The 16,730-nt window shown below is 36.1% G+C and carries 15 protein-coding genes; 8 read left to right on the plus strand and 7 right to left on the minus strand.

All coding sequences use genetic code 11. The features are described from left to right. Window positions 1-272 precede the first annotated feature (272 nt). Window positions 273-3,011, minus strand: a complete 2,739-nt coding sequence (locus BUA76_RS06675) for a fibronectin type III domain-containing protein (protein WP_072884028.1) — start codon at window positions 3,009-3,011, stop codon at window positions 273-275. 276 nt (window positions 3,012-3,287) lie between these two features. Here BUA76_RS06675 and rplS point away from each other — a divergent pair, with 276 nt between their 5' ends. The 7 genes from rplS (at window position 3,288) to BUA76_RS06710 (ending at window position 9,850) form a co-directional block, all read left to right on the plus strand. Continuing rightward, a complete protein-coding gene (gene rplS, locus BUA76_RS06680) occupies window positions 3,288-3,644 on the plus strand; it encodes a 50S ribosomal protein L19 (protein ID WP_034709455.1) in 357 nt (118 codons plus the stop codon). Window positions 3,645-3,820: 176 nt separating this feature from the next. After that, entirely contained in the window at window positions 3,821-5,542 is a 1,722-nt protein-coding gene (locus BUA76_RS06685; RefSeq protein ID WP_072884029.1) for a cellulase family glycosylhydrolase, read from the plus strand. A gap of 404 nt (window positions 5,543-5,946) precedes the next feature. Further along, on the plus strand, window positions 5,947-6,825 hold the full coding sequence (gene bla-A / locus BUA76_RS06690; RefSeq protein WP_072884030.1) for a CGA/CIA family class A beta-lactamase: 879 nt from the start codon (window positions 5,947-5,949) through the stop codon (window positions 6,823-6,825). 30 nt (window positions 6,826-6,855) lie between these two features. Next, window positions 6,856-7,263, plus strand: a complete 408-nt coding sequence (locus BUA76_RS06695) for a hypothetical protein (RefSeq protein ID WP_072884031.1) — start codon at window positions 6,856-6,858, stop codon at window positions 7,261-7,263. Window positions 7,264-7,291: 28 nt separating this feature from the next. Beyond that, on the plus strand, window positions 7,292-8,182 hold the full coding sequence (locus BUA76_RS06700; protein ID WP_178337317.1) for a 3-hydroxybutyryl-CoA dehydrogenase: 891 nt from the start codon (window positions 7,292-7,294) through the stop codon (window positions 8,180-8,182). 73 nt (window positions 8,183-8,255) lie between these two features. Next, window positions 8,256-9,572 carry a hypothetical protein gene (locus BUA76_RS06705; protein WP_072884033.1) on the plus strand — a complete coding sequence of 439 codons (1,317 nt, stop codon included), beginning with the start codon at window positions 8,256-8,258 and terminating at the stop codon, window positions 9,570-9,572. Window positions 9,573-9,610: 38 nt separating this feature from the next. Further along, the gene (locus tag BUA76_RS06710) at window positions 9,611-9,850 is read left to right on the plus strand and encodes a hypothetical protein (RefSeq protein ID WP_002977986.1); all 240 of its coding nucleotides are present in this window, start codon (window positions 9,611-9,613) and stop codon (window positions 9,848-9,850) included. A gap of 54 nt (window positions 9,851-9,904) precedes the next feature. Here the strand turns inward: BUA76_RS06710 and BUA76_RS06715 are convergent, their stop codons facing one another. The 4 genes from BUA76_RS06715 to dnaN all read right to left on the minus strand — a co-directional run bounded on the left by BUA76_RS06715 (window position 9,905) and on the right by dnaN (window position 15,234). After that, entirely contained in the window at window positions 9,905-10,312 is a 408-nt protein-coding gene (locus BUA76_RS06715; protein ID WP_072884254.1) for an META domain-containing protein, read from the minus strand. Window positions 10,313-10,602: 290 nt separating this feature from the next. After that, entirely contained in the window at window positions 10,603-13,005 is a 2,403-nt protein-coding gene (pheT, locus tag BUA76_RS06725; RefSeq protein ID WP_072884035.1) for a phenylalanine--tRNA ligase subunit beta, read from the minus strand. Window positions 13,006-13,192: 187 nt separating this feature from the next. After that, entirely contained in the window at window positions 13,193-14,023 is an 831-nt protein-coding gene (locus tag BUA76_RS06730) for a M23 family metallopeptidase (RefSeq protein WP_072884255.1), read from the minus strand. 80 nt (window positions 14,024-14,103) lie between these two features. Further along, complete coding sequence (gene dnaN / locus BUA76_RS06735; RefSeq protein WP_066441437.1) at window positions 14,104-15,234, minus strand: DNA polymerase III subunit beta; 1,131 nt, start codon at window positions 15,232-15,234, stop codon at window positions 14,104-14,106. A gap of 199 nt (window positions 15,235-15,433) precedes the next feature. On the opposite strand from dnaN, the gene BUA76_RS06740 reads away from it, so the two are divergent. Further along, window positions 15,434-15,784, plus strand: coding sequence for a diacylglycerol kinase family protein (locus tag BUA76_RS06740; RefSeq protein WP_072884036.1), 351 nt, complete (start codon window positions 15,434-15,436; stop codon window positions 15,782-15,784). Between the two features lie 74 nt (window positions 15,785-15,858). On the opposite strand, the gene BUA76_RS06745 is transcribed toward BUA76_RS06740, so the two are convergent. Both BUA76_RS06745 and BUA76_RS06750 read right to left on the minus strand, forming a co-directional pair. Further along, window positions 15,859-16,191, minus strand: coding sequence for a gamma-glutamylcyclotransferase family protein (locus BUA76_RS06745; RefSeq protein ID WP_072884037.1), 333 nt, complete (start codon window positions 16,189-16,191; stop codon window positions 15,859-15,861). A gap of 125 nt (window positions 16,192-16,316) precedes the next feature. Next, window positions 16,317-16,697 (minus strand): barstar family protein, encoded by a 381-nt coding sequence (locus tag BUA76_RS06750; protein ID WP_072884038.1) that lies wholly within the window; start codon window positions 16,695-16,697, stop codon window positions 16,317-16,319. Window positions 16,698-16,730: the final 33 nt, after the last annotated feature.

Raw genomic sequence — 16,730 nt, forward strand, 5'->3', positions numbered from 1 at the left:
ATGACTGATTACCAGATAAATATACAAAATACTCGCTAATATTACAACTTTTTTTAATAAAAAAAACCGCCTCAGTTGTGAGACGGCTTCTTTTTTTGAAATTGATTTATTTTTTATTCATTGGATTTGCGTCCAATGTTGGTTTTCATTGGATTTGCATCCAATGCTGTTCTAGGTAGTCCCTTCGGGACTCTTTATTGGATATTATGTTTTAACATTATTTTCATTGGACTTACGTCCAATGCTGGTTTAGGTCGTCCCTTCGGGACTCTTTACTGAATGATTAATTTTAAAGTAAACAGTTTTCTTGTATGTACTTTTACGAAATAGACGCCTTTCGGAAGATTTTCATTTACTAAAGAGAAGCGCTGGTTGTTGATATTCTTTGATTCGTAAAGAAGGTCTCCGTTTGCTGAAAGCAATTCTATTTTTTCTATGGGATAATCACTCTTTATAAAGGTAGGTTCTCCCGGTTTTGTAGGATTCGGATACAAGATTACATTTTTCTCAGTACTTTTTGCTTCTCCCATTCCCAAAGTTGGGCCGGTCACCTGAAACTGTACCCTGTTGGATACTTCGGTATAAGAATCATTGGTAAACATCACCATATAATAATTTCCGGGTGTTGCCGGAACTGCCGTTCCCTGAATAGTTTTTGTACCCTGCGTTATTCCGTCGAAATAAGTATAAGAAATAAAATTATCATCCGGAACCGAAACACTCTGCGGATAAATTCCCAGCCAGTCTTTGATGATTCCGGGGGAATCCGTCCATGAAGCAGTGATACTTTCACCTAATGTATAAACCGGTTTGTTCGTCCACAGCTCGGTTACAATATCCCCAACTTTAAAGAAAACTTTTTCTCCTACCGTCGTATAACCATCTTCCAGGAAATACTGTGCGTAATAATATCCTTTGGCAAGACCTGTAAAATTAAGAGTTCCTGAAGCCGTTGTAACATAGCTCCATTGGGTAGAATTTATATTTCCCGGAGTGTGTCCCATTTTGTAGATCCCAATCCAGTCTTTAGTTAAATTCGGTCCATTGGAGAAATTAACGGTTACCGTTCCACCAACCGGATAGATATCTGAAGTTGTGCTTAAATTAACTTTCGGACCCACATAGAAATTTTTTCTCGGGGTAATTTCCGTGTAGCCATTATTGGCAAAAAAGGCTGCGAAATACTGGCCTTTGGTAGCAATTCCGTTTGGAAAATTAGCTGTTCCTGCGGTTTGTCCGTTGGTATAAACGTAAGCTTGTGAAGTTACGGCAGAAGGGTTCTGTCCTTTTTTATAAATACCCACCCAGTCCTGGTTATTTCCGGGACCATCTGTAAAATTAGCAATGATCGGTTCGTTTTGAAGATATTCGGTTTTGTTTAAAGTAAACGTAGGATTAGAAACTACACTTCCGGTTACCGTAAATTGTTTCACATCGCTCCAATCGCTCCATTCCATATTTCGGTCTCTATAACGAACTTTTACATAATAATTTCCGTTGGTGATGGAGTTTGCGGTAATGGTGGCTTTTGTAATATCAATACCCGCATTCAGGTTTTTCGTAATATCAGGAGTTCCGTTTCCATCTTTTCCGAACCAATTTTCATAATCTCTGTAAAATTCTTTTTCAATAATGGAAAAGTCGGCAGCTTTACTGATTAGAAACTGAGTTGTGTTCAGCAATTCTCCGTTCGAACTTGACAAAGCAGAGCCATTTAAAGTTATCGGTAAAGTAACCGGTGTGGTAAATATATTTGAAATAGAAGGTTTGGCCGGTTTCGGCTGATTTTTATAGCGGTGGAAAGTATCAATTAATTCATTGTATTTTTTATGATAAACCCCTCCGATGGAATAAGATTCCACATCCACTTTTCCTGAGTTTACATCCACTTCTACGATCTGGTACGTCCAGTCCGTAAGGGTCTTCTGCACATCATCAAAATCCTGTTCGGTAGACATTCCCCAATATTGGTCCCATGCCACACCACCGGAAATAATCTGGTAATTAGGTGTATTTTTAAGCTGTCCTCTGTGGTATAAATGATGGTGTGCTCCAACATGCATCAGATATTTTGAAGAAGTCGTTAAAAGCGGAACGGCACTATTTCTTACCCAGGTGGAAATGTCGCCCACATATTGCTCTGCCTGATAAGGTCTGTGGCTTAGAGAAATGATCCAGTCTACGGTAGAATCATTATTGGCTTCGTTAAGAATCTGCTGAAGCCAGGTCATCTGTGCAGAACCTGTGTGCTCAGAGCTTAAGCTGATGAATAAAACGTTTCCGGCCTGTTGGGCATAATAATTTTCATTTCCGGATGAGATGTTTTTATATTTTATTTCATCAATATAAAAGTGGGCGTAATAAGAATTCATTCCTAAACTTCCGTAGGTCTCATGATTTCCCACCGTAGTTTGGATCGGAAGATAAGGCGATAAATTAATATTCTTTTTAAAATGTACATTTTCGTAATGATCTAATGTTCCTACGTCCACCTGGTCTCCGACCATGAAAGTGAGCGCAACATTATCGGAAGGATCTGAATTGGGGCCAAACTTTTCCTTTAATTTTTTATAGGCATTCAGCGTTAAGGTATCGTATCTCGGTTCTGCCTTGATCTGGTTGTCTCCCATGATCAGGAAACGTATTTTTCCGTTGGCAGTAGCGGCCTGTCCCGGCAAAGGCAGAGTTCTGAAATTATAAACCGCAGATTCGCTGTTTCCGGTTTTAATTTTATAATAATATTTGGTGTTCGGCTGCAGATTGGTAATCTTGGCCGTGTGATAATAGTAATTATTATTGTATCCCGTATCCGAAAAAATATTGGTGGTTCCGGTAAAGGTAACATTAAGATTGGACGGGTTTGTTCCGTAAAAAACGGTTGTTTCATTATTTGATGATGTTTTCCAGCTAACAATCATCGATGTCGGCGTAGGGTTCTGTAAATAAGGATACAGCGCCTGTCCAAAAGCCATCTGGACGGCAAAACATAAAAAGAATAGCAATTGTTTCATGTGAGTGTATATCATGTTTTAAAAATTACGCTGATGATAAAGCCTGAAAGACCTTTTTATCATCGGGCAAAAGTAAAATACACATGTAAACTGTAGCTGATGCCAACTTCAAGGAAATATTAATTTTAGCGAAGAATTTTTTTAAAAATTTCATTATATTTTAATAGAAATCTGTTTGGAATATTTGAAAAAAGATTTGTATATTTGCCACCTGTTATTCAACCTCTGACGAAGTCCGTGTAAGTTGCTTAGCTTTAACATTTTATTTTATTAATAATGGATTTATTAAAGTACGTACAAGACAAGTACATTACAAAAAAAGAATTCCCTGAATTCAAAGCGGGTGATACGATCACTGTGTATTACGAGATTAAAGAAGGTCAGAAAACAAGAACTCAGTTCTTTAAAGGAACAGTTATCCAATTAAGAGGTACCGGTTCTACAAAAACGTTTACGATCAGAAAAATGTCTGGTGATGTAGGTGTAGAAAGAGTATTCCCAATCAACATGCCTGCTCTTCAAAAAATTGAAGTTGACAGAAGAGGTAGAGTTAGAAGATCAAGAATCTACTACTTCAGAGACCTTAGAGGTAAAAAAGCGAGAATTAAAGACGCTGCTTACAAGAAGAAATAATTCAGACAACAATACATACGAAAAGAGACTGCTAATTTTAGCGGTCTCTTTTTATTTAAGTCTGAATCTCATATTGCAGAGCTATTTGGTTTTTATTCAATAAATTTAAATATATTTGTGATGATCAAATAATCATTCTTAAAAATACCCCATAATATTTAATAATTAAAACAACTATGAAACGAGCCCTTCTATTATCCGCTTTTTTATTGTCTCAATTTGGGACATCGCAGCTTTTAAAAACCAACGGTCAGAAAATCGTTAACGACAAAGGTGAAAACATACAACTGAGAGGTTTGGGTATTGGAGGATGGATGCTTCAGGAAGGATACATGCTGAAAACTGCAGATTTTGCCGGGCCTCAATACAAAATCAAAGAAAAAATTGCCGAACTGATTGGAGAAAATGGGATGAATGATTTTTATAAAGCATACCTTAAAAACGGTATTACAAAACAGGATATTGATTTTCTGAAAAAAGCAGGATTCAACTCGATCAGGCTTCCGATGCATTACAATCTCTACACTTTGCCTATTGAAAAAGAACCTAAAAAAGGACAAAATACCTGGCTGGAAGAAGGCTTTAAAATGACCGATGATCTATTAAAATGGTGTGCCGACAATAAAATGTACCTGATCCTGGATCTTCATGCTGCTCCGGGCGGACAGGGAAATGATGTTAATATTTCCGATAACGACAAATCGAAGCCGTCACTTTGGGAAAGCGAAGAAAATCAGAAGAAGACCATTGCACTGTGGAAAAAACTGGCAGAACGATATAAGGATGAACCGTGGATTGGAGGATATGATTTAATCAATGAACCCAATATCAATTTTACCGGAAAAAATCCGAACGGAACCGATGAAATGTCGAATGCACCGCTCTGGAAACTGCAGAAAGACATTACGGAAGCCATCCGTTCGGTTGATAAAAAACACATCATTATTATTGAAGGAAACGGCTGGGGAAATAATTACAATGGACTTACGCCGCTTTGGGACAATAATATGGCTTTCAGCTTCCATAAATACTGGAATTACACGGATGATGCTACCATTAAATTTGCCCTGGATCTTCGTGAAAAGCATAATATCCCGATCTGGCTGGGAGAAACCGGAGAAAACTCCAATGTATGGTTTACGGAGCTGATTCAGCTTTTGGATAAACATAATATCGGCTATGCGTTCTGGCCGATGAAAAAAATCGACAATATCGCAGGGGTTACCAATGTAAAGATTACTCCGGAATATCAGAAACTATTAGATTACTGGCAAAACGGCGGCGAAAAGCCCTCCAAAGAATTTGCCCGAAAAGCGCTGATGCAGATTGCTGAAAACTATAAATTCAGTAATGTTGAAATTAAAAATGACGTGATTGATGCCATGTTCAGACAGACTACCGATGCTTCTACAAAACCTTTTAAAAACCTTCAGGCTCCCGGTAAAATCTTTGCCACCGATTATGATCTGGGAAGAATGGGTTCTGCATATTTAGATAAAGACTACGTGAATCTTTGGGTAAGCGATCCGGCGAAAAGATCCGAATGGAATTCCGGGAATCAGCTGAGAAACGACGGTGTTGATATTTACAAAACCAAGAGCAATCAATATTACGTCGGAAAGACGGAAAGCGGAGAATGGCTTCAGTATACGATTAACGCGAAAGCGGATAAAGCCTATACTTTTGACATCAATTATGCAAGCAACAATCCAGCAAAAATCAGGATTGAAGATGCTTCGGGAAAACAGTTATCCACCGTTTCACTCGCTTCTACGGGTGGTAATGAAAACTGGAAAACTGTTTCTGTGAAAGGCATCAGCCTTAAAAAAGGAGACAATAAAATCCGGATTTATTTCGAGAATGACGGTGTAAACCTGAATTATTTTGATCTGAAATAAGAAAAAATCTTAAATTGCAAATCCCTTTTAGTTTCTAAGAGGGATTTATTTTTGAATTTAATTTAACCAAAGAAATTTATTTATTTTACACAGATTTACTTAATTCTCTAAACTAAAATAAACTTTGTTTATTTCTTTTTAACATTAAGAATTTTAGTAGATTAAGTAATACAAATTAAGAATCAATAAATTGATTTTATTAAGTTTTTTAAGACAGCCATCTTAACTTCTTAATCATAAAAATTTAAATTAAATAATAATTATTGTTAGTTATCTGAAGTTTAAACTTTAATACAAAAAAAAGAATACACTAGCTAAAATTCCTAAATTTATTATTTTGTAGACTTTATTAACATTATAAACAATCTTTTGCTTCTTTTGCGGTAAACAGCAAACAAAATATTATGAAAAAAATCGGGTTATTATTTCTTTTGATTTCGGCATTTGTTTTTGGGCAGCAATCTGCTTTAGAACAGAAAATCAATTCAATTATTAAAGATAAAAATGCTACGGTAGGAATTTCCGTTCTGGGTTTTGAAAATGGTTTTAAATACAATAAAAACGCCGACAAGAAACTTCCAATGCAGAGTGTTTTCAAGTTTCATATTGCTGCAGCTGTTCTGGATTATGTTGATAAGGGAAAATTGTCTTTGGATCAGAAAATTCTTTTAGACAAAACCAATTTACATGAAAATACATGGTCGCCGCTTCGCGACAAATATCCGCAGGGAAATGTGAAAGTTCCTTTAAGTGAAATCCTTGAATATACGGTTGCCAAAAGCGACAACAACGGTTGTGATATTCTTCTTACATTAATAGGAGGAACGCAAACCGTACAAAAATTTATGAATTCTAAAGGTGTGAAAGGCTTCCAGATCAAATTCAATGAAGAAGAAATGCATAAAGACTGGAACGCGCAGTATGAGAACTACAGCACGGCCGTTTCTGCAACAGATGTCCTGAAAAAATTCTATGACGGAAAATTGCTTTCCAAAAAGTCGACGGATTATCTGATGAAAGTAATGCTCTCTACTTCCACCGGAAAAAACAAACTGATTGAACAGCTTCCCGAAAATACGCCCGCAGCAAGAAAAACGGGAGCTTCCGGAAAGAATAATGCGGGCTTAACAGGTGCTGAAAATGAAATTGCCATCATTACTTTACCGAATGGCAAACATTATGCACTCGCTGTATTTGTCAGTAACTCAACGGAAACGGATGTGGTCAACTGCAAAATGATTTCGGATATATCAAAGTCGGTCTGGGATTATTTTAATAAGTAAAAATTTAAGCTTAATTTTAAAACCATTAAAATGAAAAAGATATTATTAACAATAGGGCTATTCAGCACCGTTTTATTCTTTGCCCAAAAAAATGAAAATTATTTTGTGGTAGGTTATCACAGCATTTGCTGCGGTACCCCTTCCGATAAGCCGGTGATGGACTTTATCAATACATTCAGAACAAAAAACAAAATAAAAAATTTCGAGGTGTACCGACAAAACGGTTTGGGAAGAGAAGGTGAATTCAATCTGTATATAGGAACCGATACATTTTCCAAAACCCAGAAAACCCAGTTTGTAAATGGCCTGAAAGCAGTAATTGAGGCTCAGAACAGAATGAAAAAACCTAACAGAGACGGAGATGTAAGCTTTAACGAGACTGAAATCATAAAAAAAGCGGATCTTTCAAATGCGAGAAATTTAACCCTAATCAAATAAAAATAATTTAACTAAATAAGGAAAAATGATCAGAAACATTGTCGTTATCGGAGCCGGAACCATGGGAAATGGTATTGCACACACTTTTGCACAAAGCGGTTTTAAAGTAAATCTGGTAGACGTATCCCAGGAAGCTTTGGACAGAGGACTGAAAACCATTACCACCAATCTCGACAGAATAATTGCAAAGGGAAACCTTACGGAAGAACAAAAAGCAGAAACGTTAGGAAATATCACCACCTTTACTGCGCTTCAGGATGCGGTAACCTCAGCAGACCTTGTTGTAGAAGCTGCTACGGAAAATCAGGAATTAAAACTGAAAATTTTCGGCCAGATGGATGAATTTGCACCGGAAAACTGCATTCTGGCAACCAATACTTCCTCTATTTCCATCACGAAAATTGCGGCTGCTACCAAAAGAGCAGATAAAGTGATCGGAATGCACTTTATGAATCCGGTTCCTATTATGAAACTTGTGGAGATTATCAAAGGATATTCTACTTCTAAAGAGACTTTCGATGCGATCTACGAAATGAGCAAAACGTTAGGGAAAGTTCCTGTAGAAGTAAACGATTATCCCGGTTTTGTGGCCAACAGAATTTTAATGCCGATGATCAACGAATCTATTGAAACATTGTACAACGGTGTTGCCGGAGTTGAGGAAATTGATACGGTGATGAAATTAGGAATGGCTCATCCAATGGGACCACTTCAGCTGGCAGATTTCATAGGTCTGGACGTTTGTCTTGCCATCTTAAACGTAATGTACGACGGCTTTAAAAATCCTAAATATGCACCGAATCCATTATTGGTAAATATGGTGATGGCAGGAAAATTAGGCGTAAAATCCGGAGAAGGTTTCTATGATTACTCTGAAAGCAAGAAGGCAGAAAAAGTAGCAAAAATGTTTTCGAAATAAGAAATATAAATGGTGAATATTCACTATGAATTTTAATTGATTTTCTTTCTAAAATTGATTAATTTCACCATCCATGAAATTTAAAGAACGAAATATTCAGATAACAATGATCATCATTACCTTTATGATGATCATTTTGCGTTTTTTACTCAACGAAAAAGGCAGAACCAACCCGGATTCTATCCGCTACATGAGATTTGCCCATGTTTTCCCTACTGTTGATAATACCACTACTCCATTGGGTTATCCTTTGAGCATTAAATTTTTTACATTTTTTGGGCCGGATGAATTCTGGAGCAGTAAAATTGTAGGAATTTCATCATTTCTGTTCATTCTTTTTTTCACCTGGAAAAAGAAATTTTTCTTTAAAGAATCTGTGGTTCTGTGTGCACTGTTCAGTTTTTTATCGATTTACTCCTATACGATGAGTGAGGCGCTGATATTACCTTTCGTACTGTTATTTCTTTACACCTGTTCATTAATTATTGAAGGCAAACTGGAAAAAGGAAAAGCTGTTTTTTATCTTTCGTTATCACTCATTGCACTCTATAATATTCGGTACAGCTCACTTTTCATTATGGCCGGAACCGGGCTTTTCGGCTTGATTTTTCTGAAAAGAAAGTATTCAAAACCTTTTATCCTTTCAGGGTTAATTGGTGGAATTTTCGTTGTTCTGTATAAATTTTTGTTCATTGATTATTTTAATGAAAACTATGTGAATGAATTTCTGGAAATCGGGCTTCATCCTACATCAAAGCTTTTGGCTGAACTGTTTCAGGGATTGTGTACCACTTTCAATCCTTTCATTCATATTGCAAATCCGGGAGGAGGAATCATCAATTATGCAATCTATGGGATCGGACTTCTGAATATTCTTTTGATCTGCTGGTTATTTATCAGATATAAACTTTCCGAAACAGAATTTTTCTTTATATTCATCAGTATTTCGGGAATTTTCTGTTCTTTTTTTATACAATATTTTTATTCTGTTAATCCTATCGACTACCGTCTAATGGCTCCGTTCAGCTTTCCGGTATGGCTGGTGTATTTCAGAAAACTTTTCCTGCTGTTTGACCTCAAAGTATATGCAATCGGCTTTTTGAGTATTGCTTCAGGGATGCTGTTCACATGGCTATCCAAAGGAAACTACCTCGAAAACAGAAAAGAAATGAAACAGTTTTTGCAATCAGAAAAACTGGATAAAGTACCTTTGAAATTCTATCTGGAAACGGCTGAAGATTTGGACAAGATACAGGTAGCCGAACTGATCAGCACCGTAAATCCGAATATTACGCTTAGTTTTAAGCCGAAAGACACTTTGAGTAAAACCACATTAACGAGGTATAAAGTTTTGCAAAAAATAAAGATAGACAAGAACAAATACCAATAATTTTATTATCTTTGGTTTAAAGTTAAAACATTAAAAAAATGAAATTACCAAAGTTTTTATTAGCAGATAATTCGGAATTTCCAGAAGATTTGTTCGTAGTTCATACAGAATATCCGAGATTCATCCTGAATGTTGAGGAGGAAGAAGTGGAATGGCTGGATGATCTTGAAGGCGATGATGAGGAGACTATGGCAGATGAAGCTACAAAAGTGGTAGAAGCTGCGTTTAAATGGTGTGATGAAGAGTTGGCTAAGTACGACGAAGAAGAGGAAGATTAATAACAATCTAAACATAAAAAAGGAACTCAGACGAGTTCCTTTTCTTTTTATCTATTATTCAGCTTTATTGAATTTTAACAGAAGGAGATTATCCTGATACAGTTCGAGAACATTTCCTGTGATGACATATTTATTGGCTTTTGACATCATATCCATAAAATTCTTTTCTACGCTCATATTTTCACAAGCCATTTTGGTAGAACCCATTTGCCCGGCAGAGAAATTGCCTGTGGAAGGCTCTACTTTAGCGGTTCCGAAATAGTTGTTGCATCCCGTATTTCCATTGATCTTTTCACCGTCAATATTCAGGGTAGGAGTTTTCCCCTTCACATTGTCAGCCAAAGCCCATTTCGTGCCGGAAAGTGAAGGCTGAGCTTTCCCTACTTTTGAAGCTGATCCCGCCATTGCTCCGCAGGAAACCAAAACCACTGCAGTACATAAACTTAAAAAAAGATTTTTCATTTTTTTCTTTTTGATTGAAATCAAATTTACGGAAATATTATTATTTAAATGGTATCACATGGATTTTATTATTCTTTTAACGGCTGTTTTTAGTGAATTTTTTTTAGAAAACAGACTTAAAATTTCGTTCCTGTGTGTCGGACCCCCAGTAAAAAATCTCTTTTTATTCCTGAAAAATATTGATGTTTTTGTTTAAGTTTTGGCTAAAGCCAATCTGATATGGTCATCAAAAAAGCGGGCTTAGCCCGCTCTATTAAATAATATTTGATTTTTCTATTAGTGCAAAAAAATTACCCTCTCAATTCCGCATTGAATTCTTTCTGGAAAGATTTAATTAAGGAATCCATTACTGCCGTAATTTCTTTGTCTTCCAGCGTTTTTTCCTCATTCAGAAGCTCAAAACTCAGGGCATAGGATTTTTTGCCTTCCGGAAGATTTTTCCCCTCATATACATCAAACAGATTGATATTTTTGATATATGGAGATTTATTCTTTTTAGCGGTCTGATAAAGATCTTCGTAATTCACACTTTTATCAATCAGTAAAGCCAAATCTCTTCGGATCTTGTTGAACTTAGGAATATCCTTAAATTTCAAATCATTTCCGGTGCGCAGTTTCTGAGCAAATTCCAACTCGATTTCTGCGTAGAAACATTCCTGATCGATATCAAAATCTTTCAGCATCTGAGTGGAAACCTTTCCTATTCTTACCAAAGCTTTACCATCAACTTCATAAGCTAAAGCATCGGAAAATCTTTCATCTGAAAGCGCAACTTCTTTATAATCAATTGCTAATTTTTCTAATAAAACTTTAACATACGCTTTTAAATTATAGAAACTGGTTGCAGATTTTGGCTGAAGCCAGTTTTCCGCAACTTCCCTTCCTGAAACAAGAATTCCAAGCTGCTTTCTTTCTTCGTATTTGTCTCTTTTATGATAGATTTTCCCAAATTCGAAGAATTTAATATCCTGATTTTTCCTGTTGATATTGTAGATCGCGTTCTGTAAAAGACCTTCCAGTAAAGACTTTCTCATGAATGCAAGATCACTGCTCAAAGGATTTAATAGTTTTACAGCGTGTGTTTCATCTTTTACGGAAGTGAGTGAATTGTTCATCACTTCGTTGAAGCCAAGGCTTTGCAAAGTTCTTGCCCAACTGTTTTCCAACTCATCCTGATCTTTTGCATGGAGTTTCACCGGTGTAAAAGATATTTTTTGAGGAGCATCAATTTTATTGTACCCGTAAATTCTTAAAATCTCTTCGATAACGTCAATTTCTCTCGTCACATCTGCTCTGTAAGCCGGTACGGAAATCTCATAACCGTTCTGAATTTCATTTAAAACCTGAATATCAAGTGCCTTTAAAATTTCTTTTACTTTTTCACGGTGAATTTTTGTTCCTAAAATCTGCTCAATTTTTGAAAACCTGATAATGACATAATTGTCTTCGATTTTCTTAGGATATTCTTCCAGCAAATCGCCAACTAATTTTCCTTCCGCTAATTCCTGAATCAATTTAACAGCATGGGTGATGGCTGTTCTGGTAATATTAGGATCTACTCCTCTTTCAAACCTGAAAGAAGCATCCGTATTCAGTCCGTGGAATTTTGCTCCTTTTCTTACTGCTACAGGATTGAAATAAGCACTTTCCAGGAAAATGGTTTTTGTATCAGCGGAAACTCCTGATTCTGCACCACCGAAAACTCCGGCAATACACATCGGGTTGTCTTTTCCATCTTTGATCATGATTTCAGAGCCATTCAAAGTTCTTTCCACACCATCTAAAGTTGTGAATTTCGTTCCTTCTTTTACGGTTCCTACTTTTACGGTTTTATCAGCAATTTTATCAGCATCGAAAGCGTGAAGCGGCTGACCGAACCCGTGAAGAATATAGTTGGTAATATCCACCACATTGTTGATCGGGCTTAGTCCGATGGCTTTGAGTCTGTCTTTCAGCCATGCCGGAGATTCTGCTACGTTTACGCCTTCAATCACTGCTCCGATATATCTCGGACATAATTCCGCATCTTCCACTACCAGTTTAAAATCGTGAGTCCCCTCATTGCTAAGTACAACAGAAGAAACTTTTTCAAAATCAGATTTTTGTTTGTTTGTAGAAAGATAAGCGTGAAGGTCCCTTGCTACGCCATAATGAGACATAGCATCGGTTCTGTTTGGCGTTAAACCAATTTCCAGAACTTCGTCATTAGTTATTTCAAAATAATCAGCGAATTTTTTTCCTACTTCAAACTTTTCTTCATTAAGAACCATAATGCCTCCGTGGTCATCGCTTAATCCCAATTCATCTTCCGCACAGATCATGCCTTGGGAAACTTCTCCACGAATTTTCGCTTCTTTAATTTCAAAAAAGTTTCCGGATTTATCATAAATTTTTGTTCCGACTACTGCTACTGGAACCGTTTGTCCGGCTTCCACATTCGGAGCACCGCAAACAATATTTAATATTTTCCCGTTCCCAACGTCTACCGTTGTTTTTTTGAGCTTATCTGCATTTGGGTGCTTTTCGCAGGTTAATACTTTACCTACAACAATTCCTTCCAGGCTGCCTTTAATACTTTCAAATTTTTCTATCCCTTCAACTTCAAGACCGATATCTGTAAGGAACTCACCGATTCTTTCAGTTTTCAATTCCGTTTTGATAAAGTCTTTAAGCCAGTTATTCGATATTTTCATCTGATAATTTTTATTTTTTCTAAGCCAGATGCAACCTTACGATTTCATCTGATATATTTGAAAATTGAGTTGAATTTAAGTTTACAAATGTCGTGTTTTTTTGAGAAACAGGGAAATTTATAACAAACTTTAAAGGTATAATTTCTATACAAATTTTAATGTGCCTGCGAAATATTATCCAAGTTTATCAGTAGTTTTTTGAATAGGTCTTTTTTTCTGCAAGATATTCTGCCTTCGTTCCATTACCTGTTTTAAAAAGAGTTTTTACGGTTTTCATAAGCTTATCAGCGGTAGTGCTGGAAAGATAAGTTACAAAATGTAAATGCGGTCCTTTACTCCATCCCGTATTTCCGCTCAAACCAATCACGCTGCCCTTCTTTACCTGATCTCCTATATTGACTTTCACTCCATTTTGTTTTAAGTGATAATACTGGGCAAATGTTCCGTCCGGATGCAAAATCGTTATATAATTGGCTTTATCTGCACAGCTTCTCGTAGGACAGGAAAAATTGTTATTGCTTACCAAATCTACTACTATTCCTTCCCGTGCTGCTACAATTTCTGTTCCCTCAGGCATGGTAAAATCCAAAGAATTTTCATTCTGGTGAGAAAATGAGCCATTATATCCCTGATAAACCGTAAAAGATTTACCGGTCTTAAAAGGAAGATCATACTGATAGTCTGAATCAAAATTTTTAATGGTTACATCTCCAATATACGTCATGTATCCGGGCATCTTTTTTATACTCCATTTTTTGGAATCATCAATTATAATAAAACTTGCCACTTTATTTTTAACTGATTTTGGAGGAAAAACCTGAGTCATTTTAAAAGGTTCAGGACTTTTCATATTTTCTACTTCCGGTTGGTGAACAAAAACAAATGATACAGGATAGATCTCCTGATTATCTGTGTAATACGTGATGGTGTCTCCTTTTTTCTGATGGTAAATTTTAATATTTTGCGAAAATGCGATAATAAACTGTAATAAAAAGATTATTGTTAAAATGTTTTTCATGGTTAAAAATTGATTATTCATTCACTAAAAAAGAGGTTTTGAAAAAATTCAAAACCTCTTATATTTTATTTAAATTAATACTACAACCCGATTACCGGCATTGATAACATTAAGATACTTTCGTTTTCTTCGAGACCATCAAGAGGCTCGATGATTCCCGGTCTGTTAGGCTGGGACATTTTCATGGTGATATCGTCTGATCCCAGAATCGTTAACATTTCAGTTAAGAATTTTGAGCTGAACCCGATATTGATATCTTCACCGTTATAATCGCAAGGAATCTGCATGTCTGCCTTATTTGCATACTCGGTATCTTCCGCATGAAGGTGAAGAATGTTTGCAGACAATTTGAATCGCACCTGGTTGGTCGATTTGTTTGACATGATGGAAGCTCTTTTGATGGCTCCTAACAAGAGATTTCTGTTGATGGTTAATACATTCGGGTTTTCTTTCGGAATTACCGCTGTATAGTTAGGGTATTTCCCATCGATCAGTCTACAGATCCATGTGTGTTTTCCGAAGGTGAATCTTGCCATATTTTCATTGAAATCGATTGTTACATCTTCATTTGAGCTTGCAAGAATATTTTTGAAAATGTTCAGCGGTTTTTTCGGCATGATGAATTCCATAGGTTCGGCGTTCATCAGGTCATTTCTTTTGTATACGACCAGTCTGTGAGAATCGGTGGAAACAAAGTTGGTTTCATTTTCCCCGAACTGGAATAAAACTCCCGTCATCACCGGACGAAGAGAGTCATTACTGGTAGCAAAAAGCGTGTTGGTAAGTGCTTCAGATAAAACGCCTGCAGACATGGTAACGCTTTGTGCGGCATCAAATTCCGGAAGCTCCGGATAGTCGTCTGCATTATCCAATGCTACGGCAAAGTTATCTTTTTCATCTAAAATCTCAAGCTGACTTCCGGTACCTTCAGCATTATCTTTTACAACAAGCGTTAATGGCTGTTCTCCGTAAGTCTTGATAAAATCCTGAAAAATCTTTGCAGGAACGGCAAATTTACCGGTATCGTCAGACTTCACTTCCAGAGAGGTAACAAGAGTTGTCTCCCCATCGGATGCTGTAATGGTAACCTGAGTTCCGTCTAATTCAAAAAGATAATTTTCTAAAATCGGTCTCGACTGAGAGCTTGATATTACGCCACTTACAGTTTGCAAAGCTTTCTGCAGTTCACCACTTGAAATAATAAATTTCATAGATTCAAAAATAAATTTTTACAAATATAATAAATAGAAAACAGATGGAAAAGAATAATCCTGAGAGTTATTAACAACCATCAAAAGATTCAGATTGTTTCTGCTTCATTTTCCGAAGTCAACACTATCAAATTGATAATGACTAAAGATAAGCATTTTCTTGACGCAAATAATTATATTTGTAAATATCTTTTTCACTATGCGAAAACCGCTTCTCTATAAAAGTTTTTTTAATGCTTTCCGCGGCGTTTTGATGATGTTGAAAAGCGAAAGGAATTTCCAAATAGAAACCGCTGCATTTTTTATTAATCTTTTTTTGATTTTTTACCTAAAACTTACTACAACTGACGCGGTTATGGTTATCATTATTTCTTCGGCTGTTTTAGCTGCTGAAATTTTTAATACGGCTATTGAAAGGATTTGCGATATGATTCAGCCTGAATTTGACAGGAGAATCGGTTTTATCAAAGATATTTCTGCCGGAGCAGTACTTCTGCTGGCCGTGGCATCGGTCATCATAGGAATTTTAATTTACTGGAAATACATTTAACCTCTACTTTTTAATTAACATCTCTTTTATAACAGATTTACTCAGAGGTTGTTTTTATTATTGTTGTAAAAAGATTATTTTCCGACATAAATGAAGCCGGATTTTCCGGATTTAAAAACACCTTCTACCCTTTTATAATCATCCACTTCATATTTATCGGCTTGTAGAATTTCTTCATCGGTAACTGCAAATAATACCCCTTCCACTTCATCTTCCGGATTTCCTGAAAATTCCAGAATCGGATGATATTTCTGGTTGCTTTTCCGTAAAACTTCAGGATCTTTAATTTCCAGCATTTTAAGCTTATAGCCTGTGAGAATGTCTTTTTGTCCTTGCAAAATTCTACCGAAAGTTTCAATCTGAACTTTTTCGTTTTGCAGGGTTCCGTAAGAAAATAGCTTGGGCATGAGAATGAATAAAATTTTGAACTATTAAGGTTTTTTATATAGCAGACTAATTGTGAAAATGCTTCGACAGGCTCAGCATGACAGCGCTAATACTATGTATCAAAATTATAAAATTTAACCGTGTATTAATTCAAAATAAGCTGAATATTTTTGTGTGACTTGATGATTTCAATTAAAATTTCAAATAAGGTCTGCCCGTTTCCGACGGTCAATTCATCTAATTTTTGCTGAAGCAGTTTAATATTGAACGGCTTTCCTTGTAAGATTTTATTTTCGTAAAATTTAATAGTTGCCTCAAAGCCTAAGTCTTCTTTTGATTTTTGAGAATCTTTCCAGGTAATTGCACCCTGAAATCCGTATAAAATGTCATCAAAACCATCCAACGTCCCGACCTTCCAATCTTCATCCTTCATAAAAAGCTGGGAAATCTCTTCATAGAAACCTTCCAGATTTGAAAAATGACTGCCATTGATGACAGTCATTTGTTTATTTGAATTATTATTCATTTATTTTTAACATTTTAAAGCCAAAAGCTAATT

The sequence above is a fragment of the Chryseobacterium takakiae genome, assembly GCF_900129385.1.
GTDB lineage: Bacteria > Bacteroidota > Bacteroidia > Flavobacteriales > Weeksellaceae > Chryseobacterium > Chryseobacterium takakiae.

Bases quoted from the DNA above. Each gene is read 5' to 3' on its own strand.
- pheT (WP_072884035.1), bottom strand. From the start codon at position 13,005: ATGAAAATATCGAATAACTGGCTTAAAGACTTTATCAAAACGGAATTG.
- BUA76_RS06715 (WP_072884254.1), bottom strand. From the start codon at position 10,312: ATGAAAAATCTTTTTTTAAGTTTATGTACTGCAGTGGTTTTGGTTTCC.
- rplS (WP_034709455.1), top strand. From the start codon at position 3,288: ATGGATTTATTAAAGTACGTACAAGACAAGTACATTACAAAAAAAGAA.
- BUA76_RS06705 (WP_072884033.1), top strand. From the start codon at position 8,256: ATGAAATTTAAAGAACGAAATATTCAGATAACAATGATCATCATTACC.
- dnaN (WP_066441437.1), bottom strand. From the start codon at position 15,234: ATGAAATTTATTATTTCAAGTGGTGAACTGCAGAAAGCTTTGCAAACT.
- bla-A (WP_072884030.1), top strand. From the start codon at position 5,947: ATGAAAAAAATCGGGTTATTATTTCTTTTGATTTCGGCATTTGTTTTT.
- BUA76_RS06710 (WP_002977986.1), top strand. From the start codon at position 9,611: ATGAAATTACCAAAGTTTTTATTAGCAGATAATTCGGAATTTCCAGAA.
- BUA76_RS06750 (WP_072884038.1), bottom strand. From the start codon at position 16,697: ATGAATAATAATTCAAATAAACAAATGACTGTCATCAATGGCAGTCAT.
- BUA76_RS06745 (WP_072884037.1), bottom strand. From the start codon at position 16,191: ATGCCCAAGCTATTTTCTTACGGAACCCTGCAAAACGAAAAAGTTCAG.
- BUA76_RS06730 (WP_072884255.1), bottom strand. From the start codon at position 14,023: ATGAAAAACATTTTAACAATAATCTTTTTATTACAGTTTATTATCGCA.
- BUA76_RS06685 (WP_072884029.1), top strand. From the start codon at position 3,821: ATGAAACGAGCCCTTCTATTATCCGCTTTTTTATTGTCTCAATTTGGG.
- BUA76_RS06740 (WP_072884036.1), top strand. From the start codon at position 15,434: ATGCGAAAACCGCTTCTCTATAAAAGTTTTTTTAATGCTTTCCGCGGC.
- BUA76_RS06675 (WP_072884028.1), bottom strand. From the start codon at position 3,011: ATGAAACAATTGCTATTCTTTTTATGTTTTGCCGTCCAGATGGCTTTT.
- BUA76_RS06695 (WP_072884031.1), top strand. From the start codon at position 6,856: ATGAAAAAGATATTATTAACAATAGGGCTATTCAGCACCGTTTTATTC.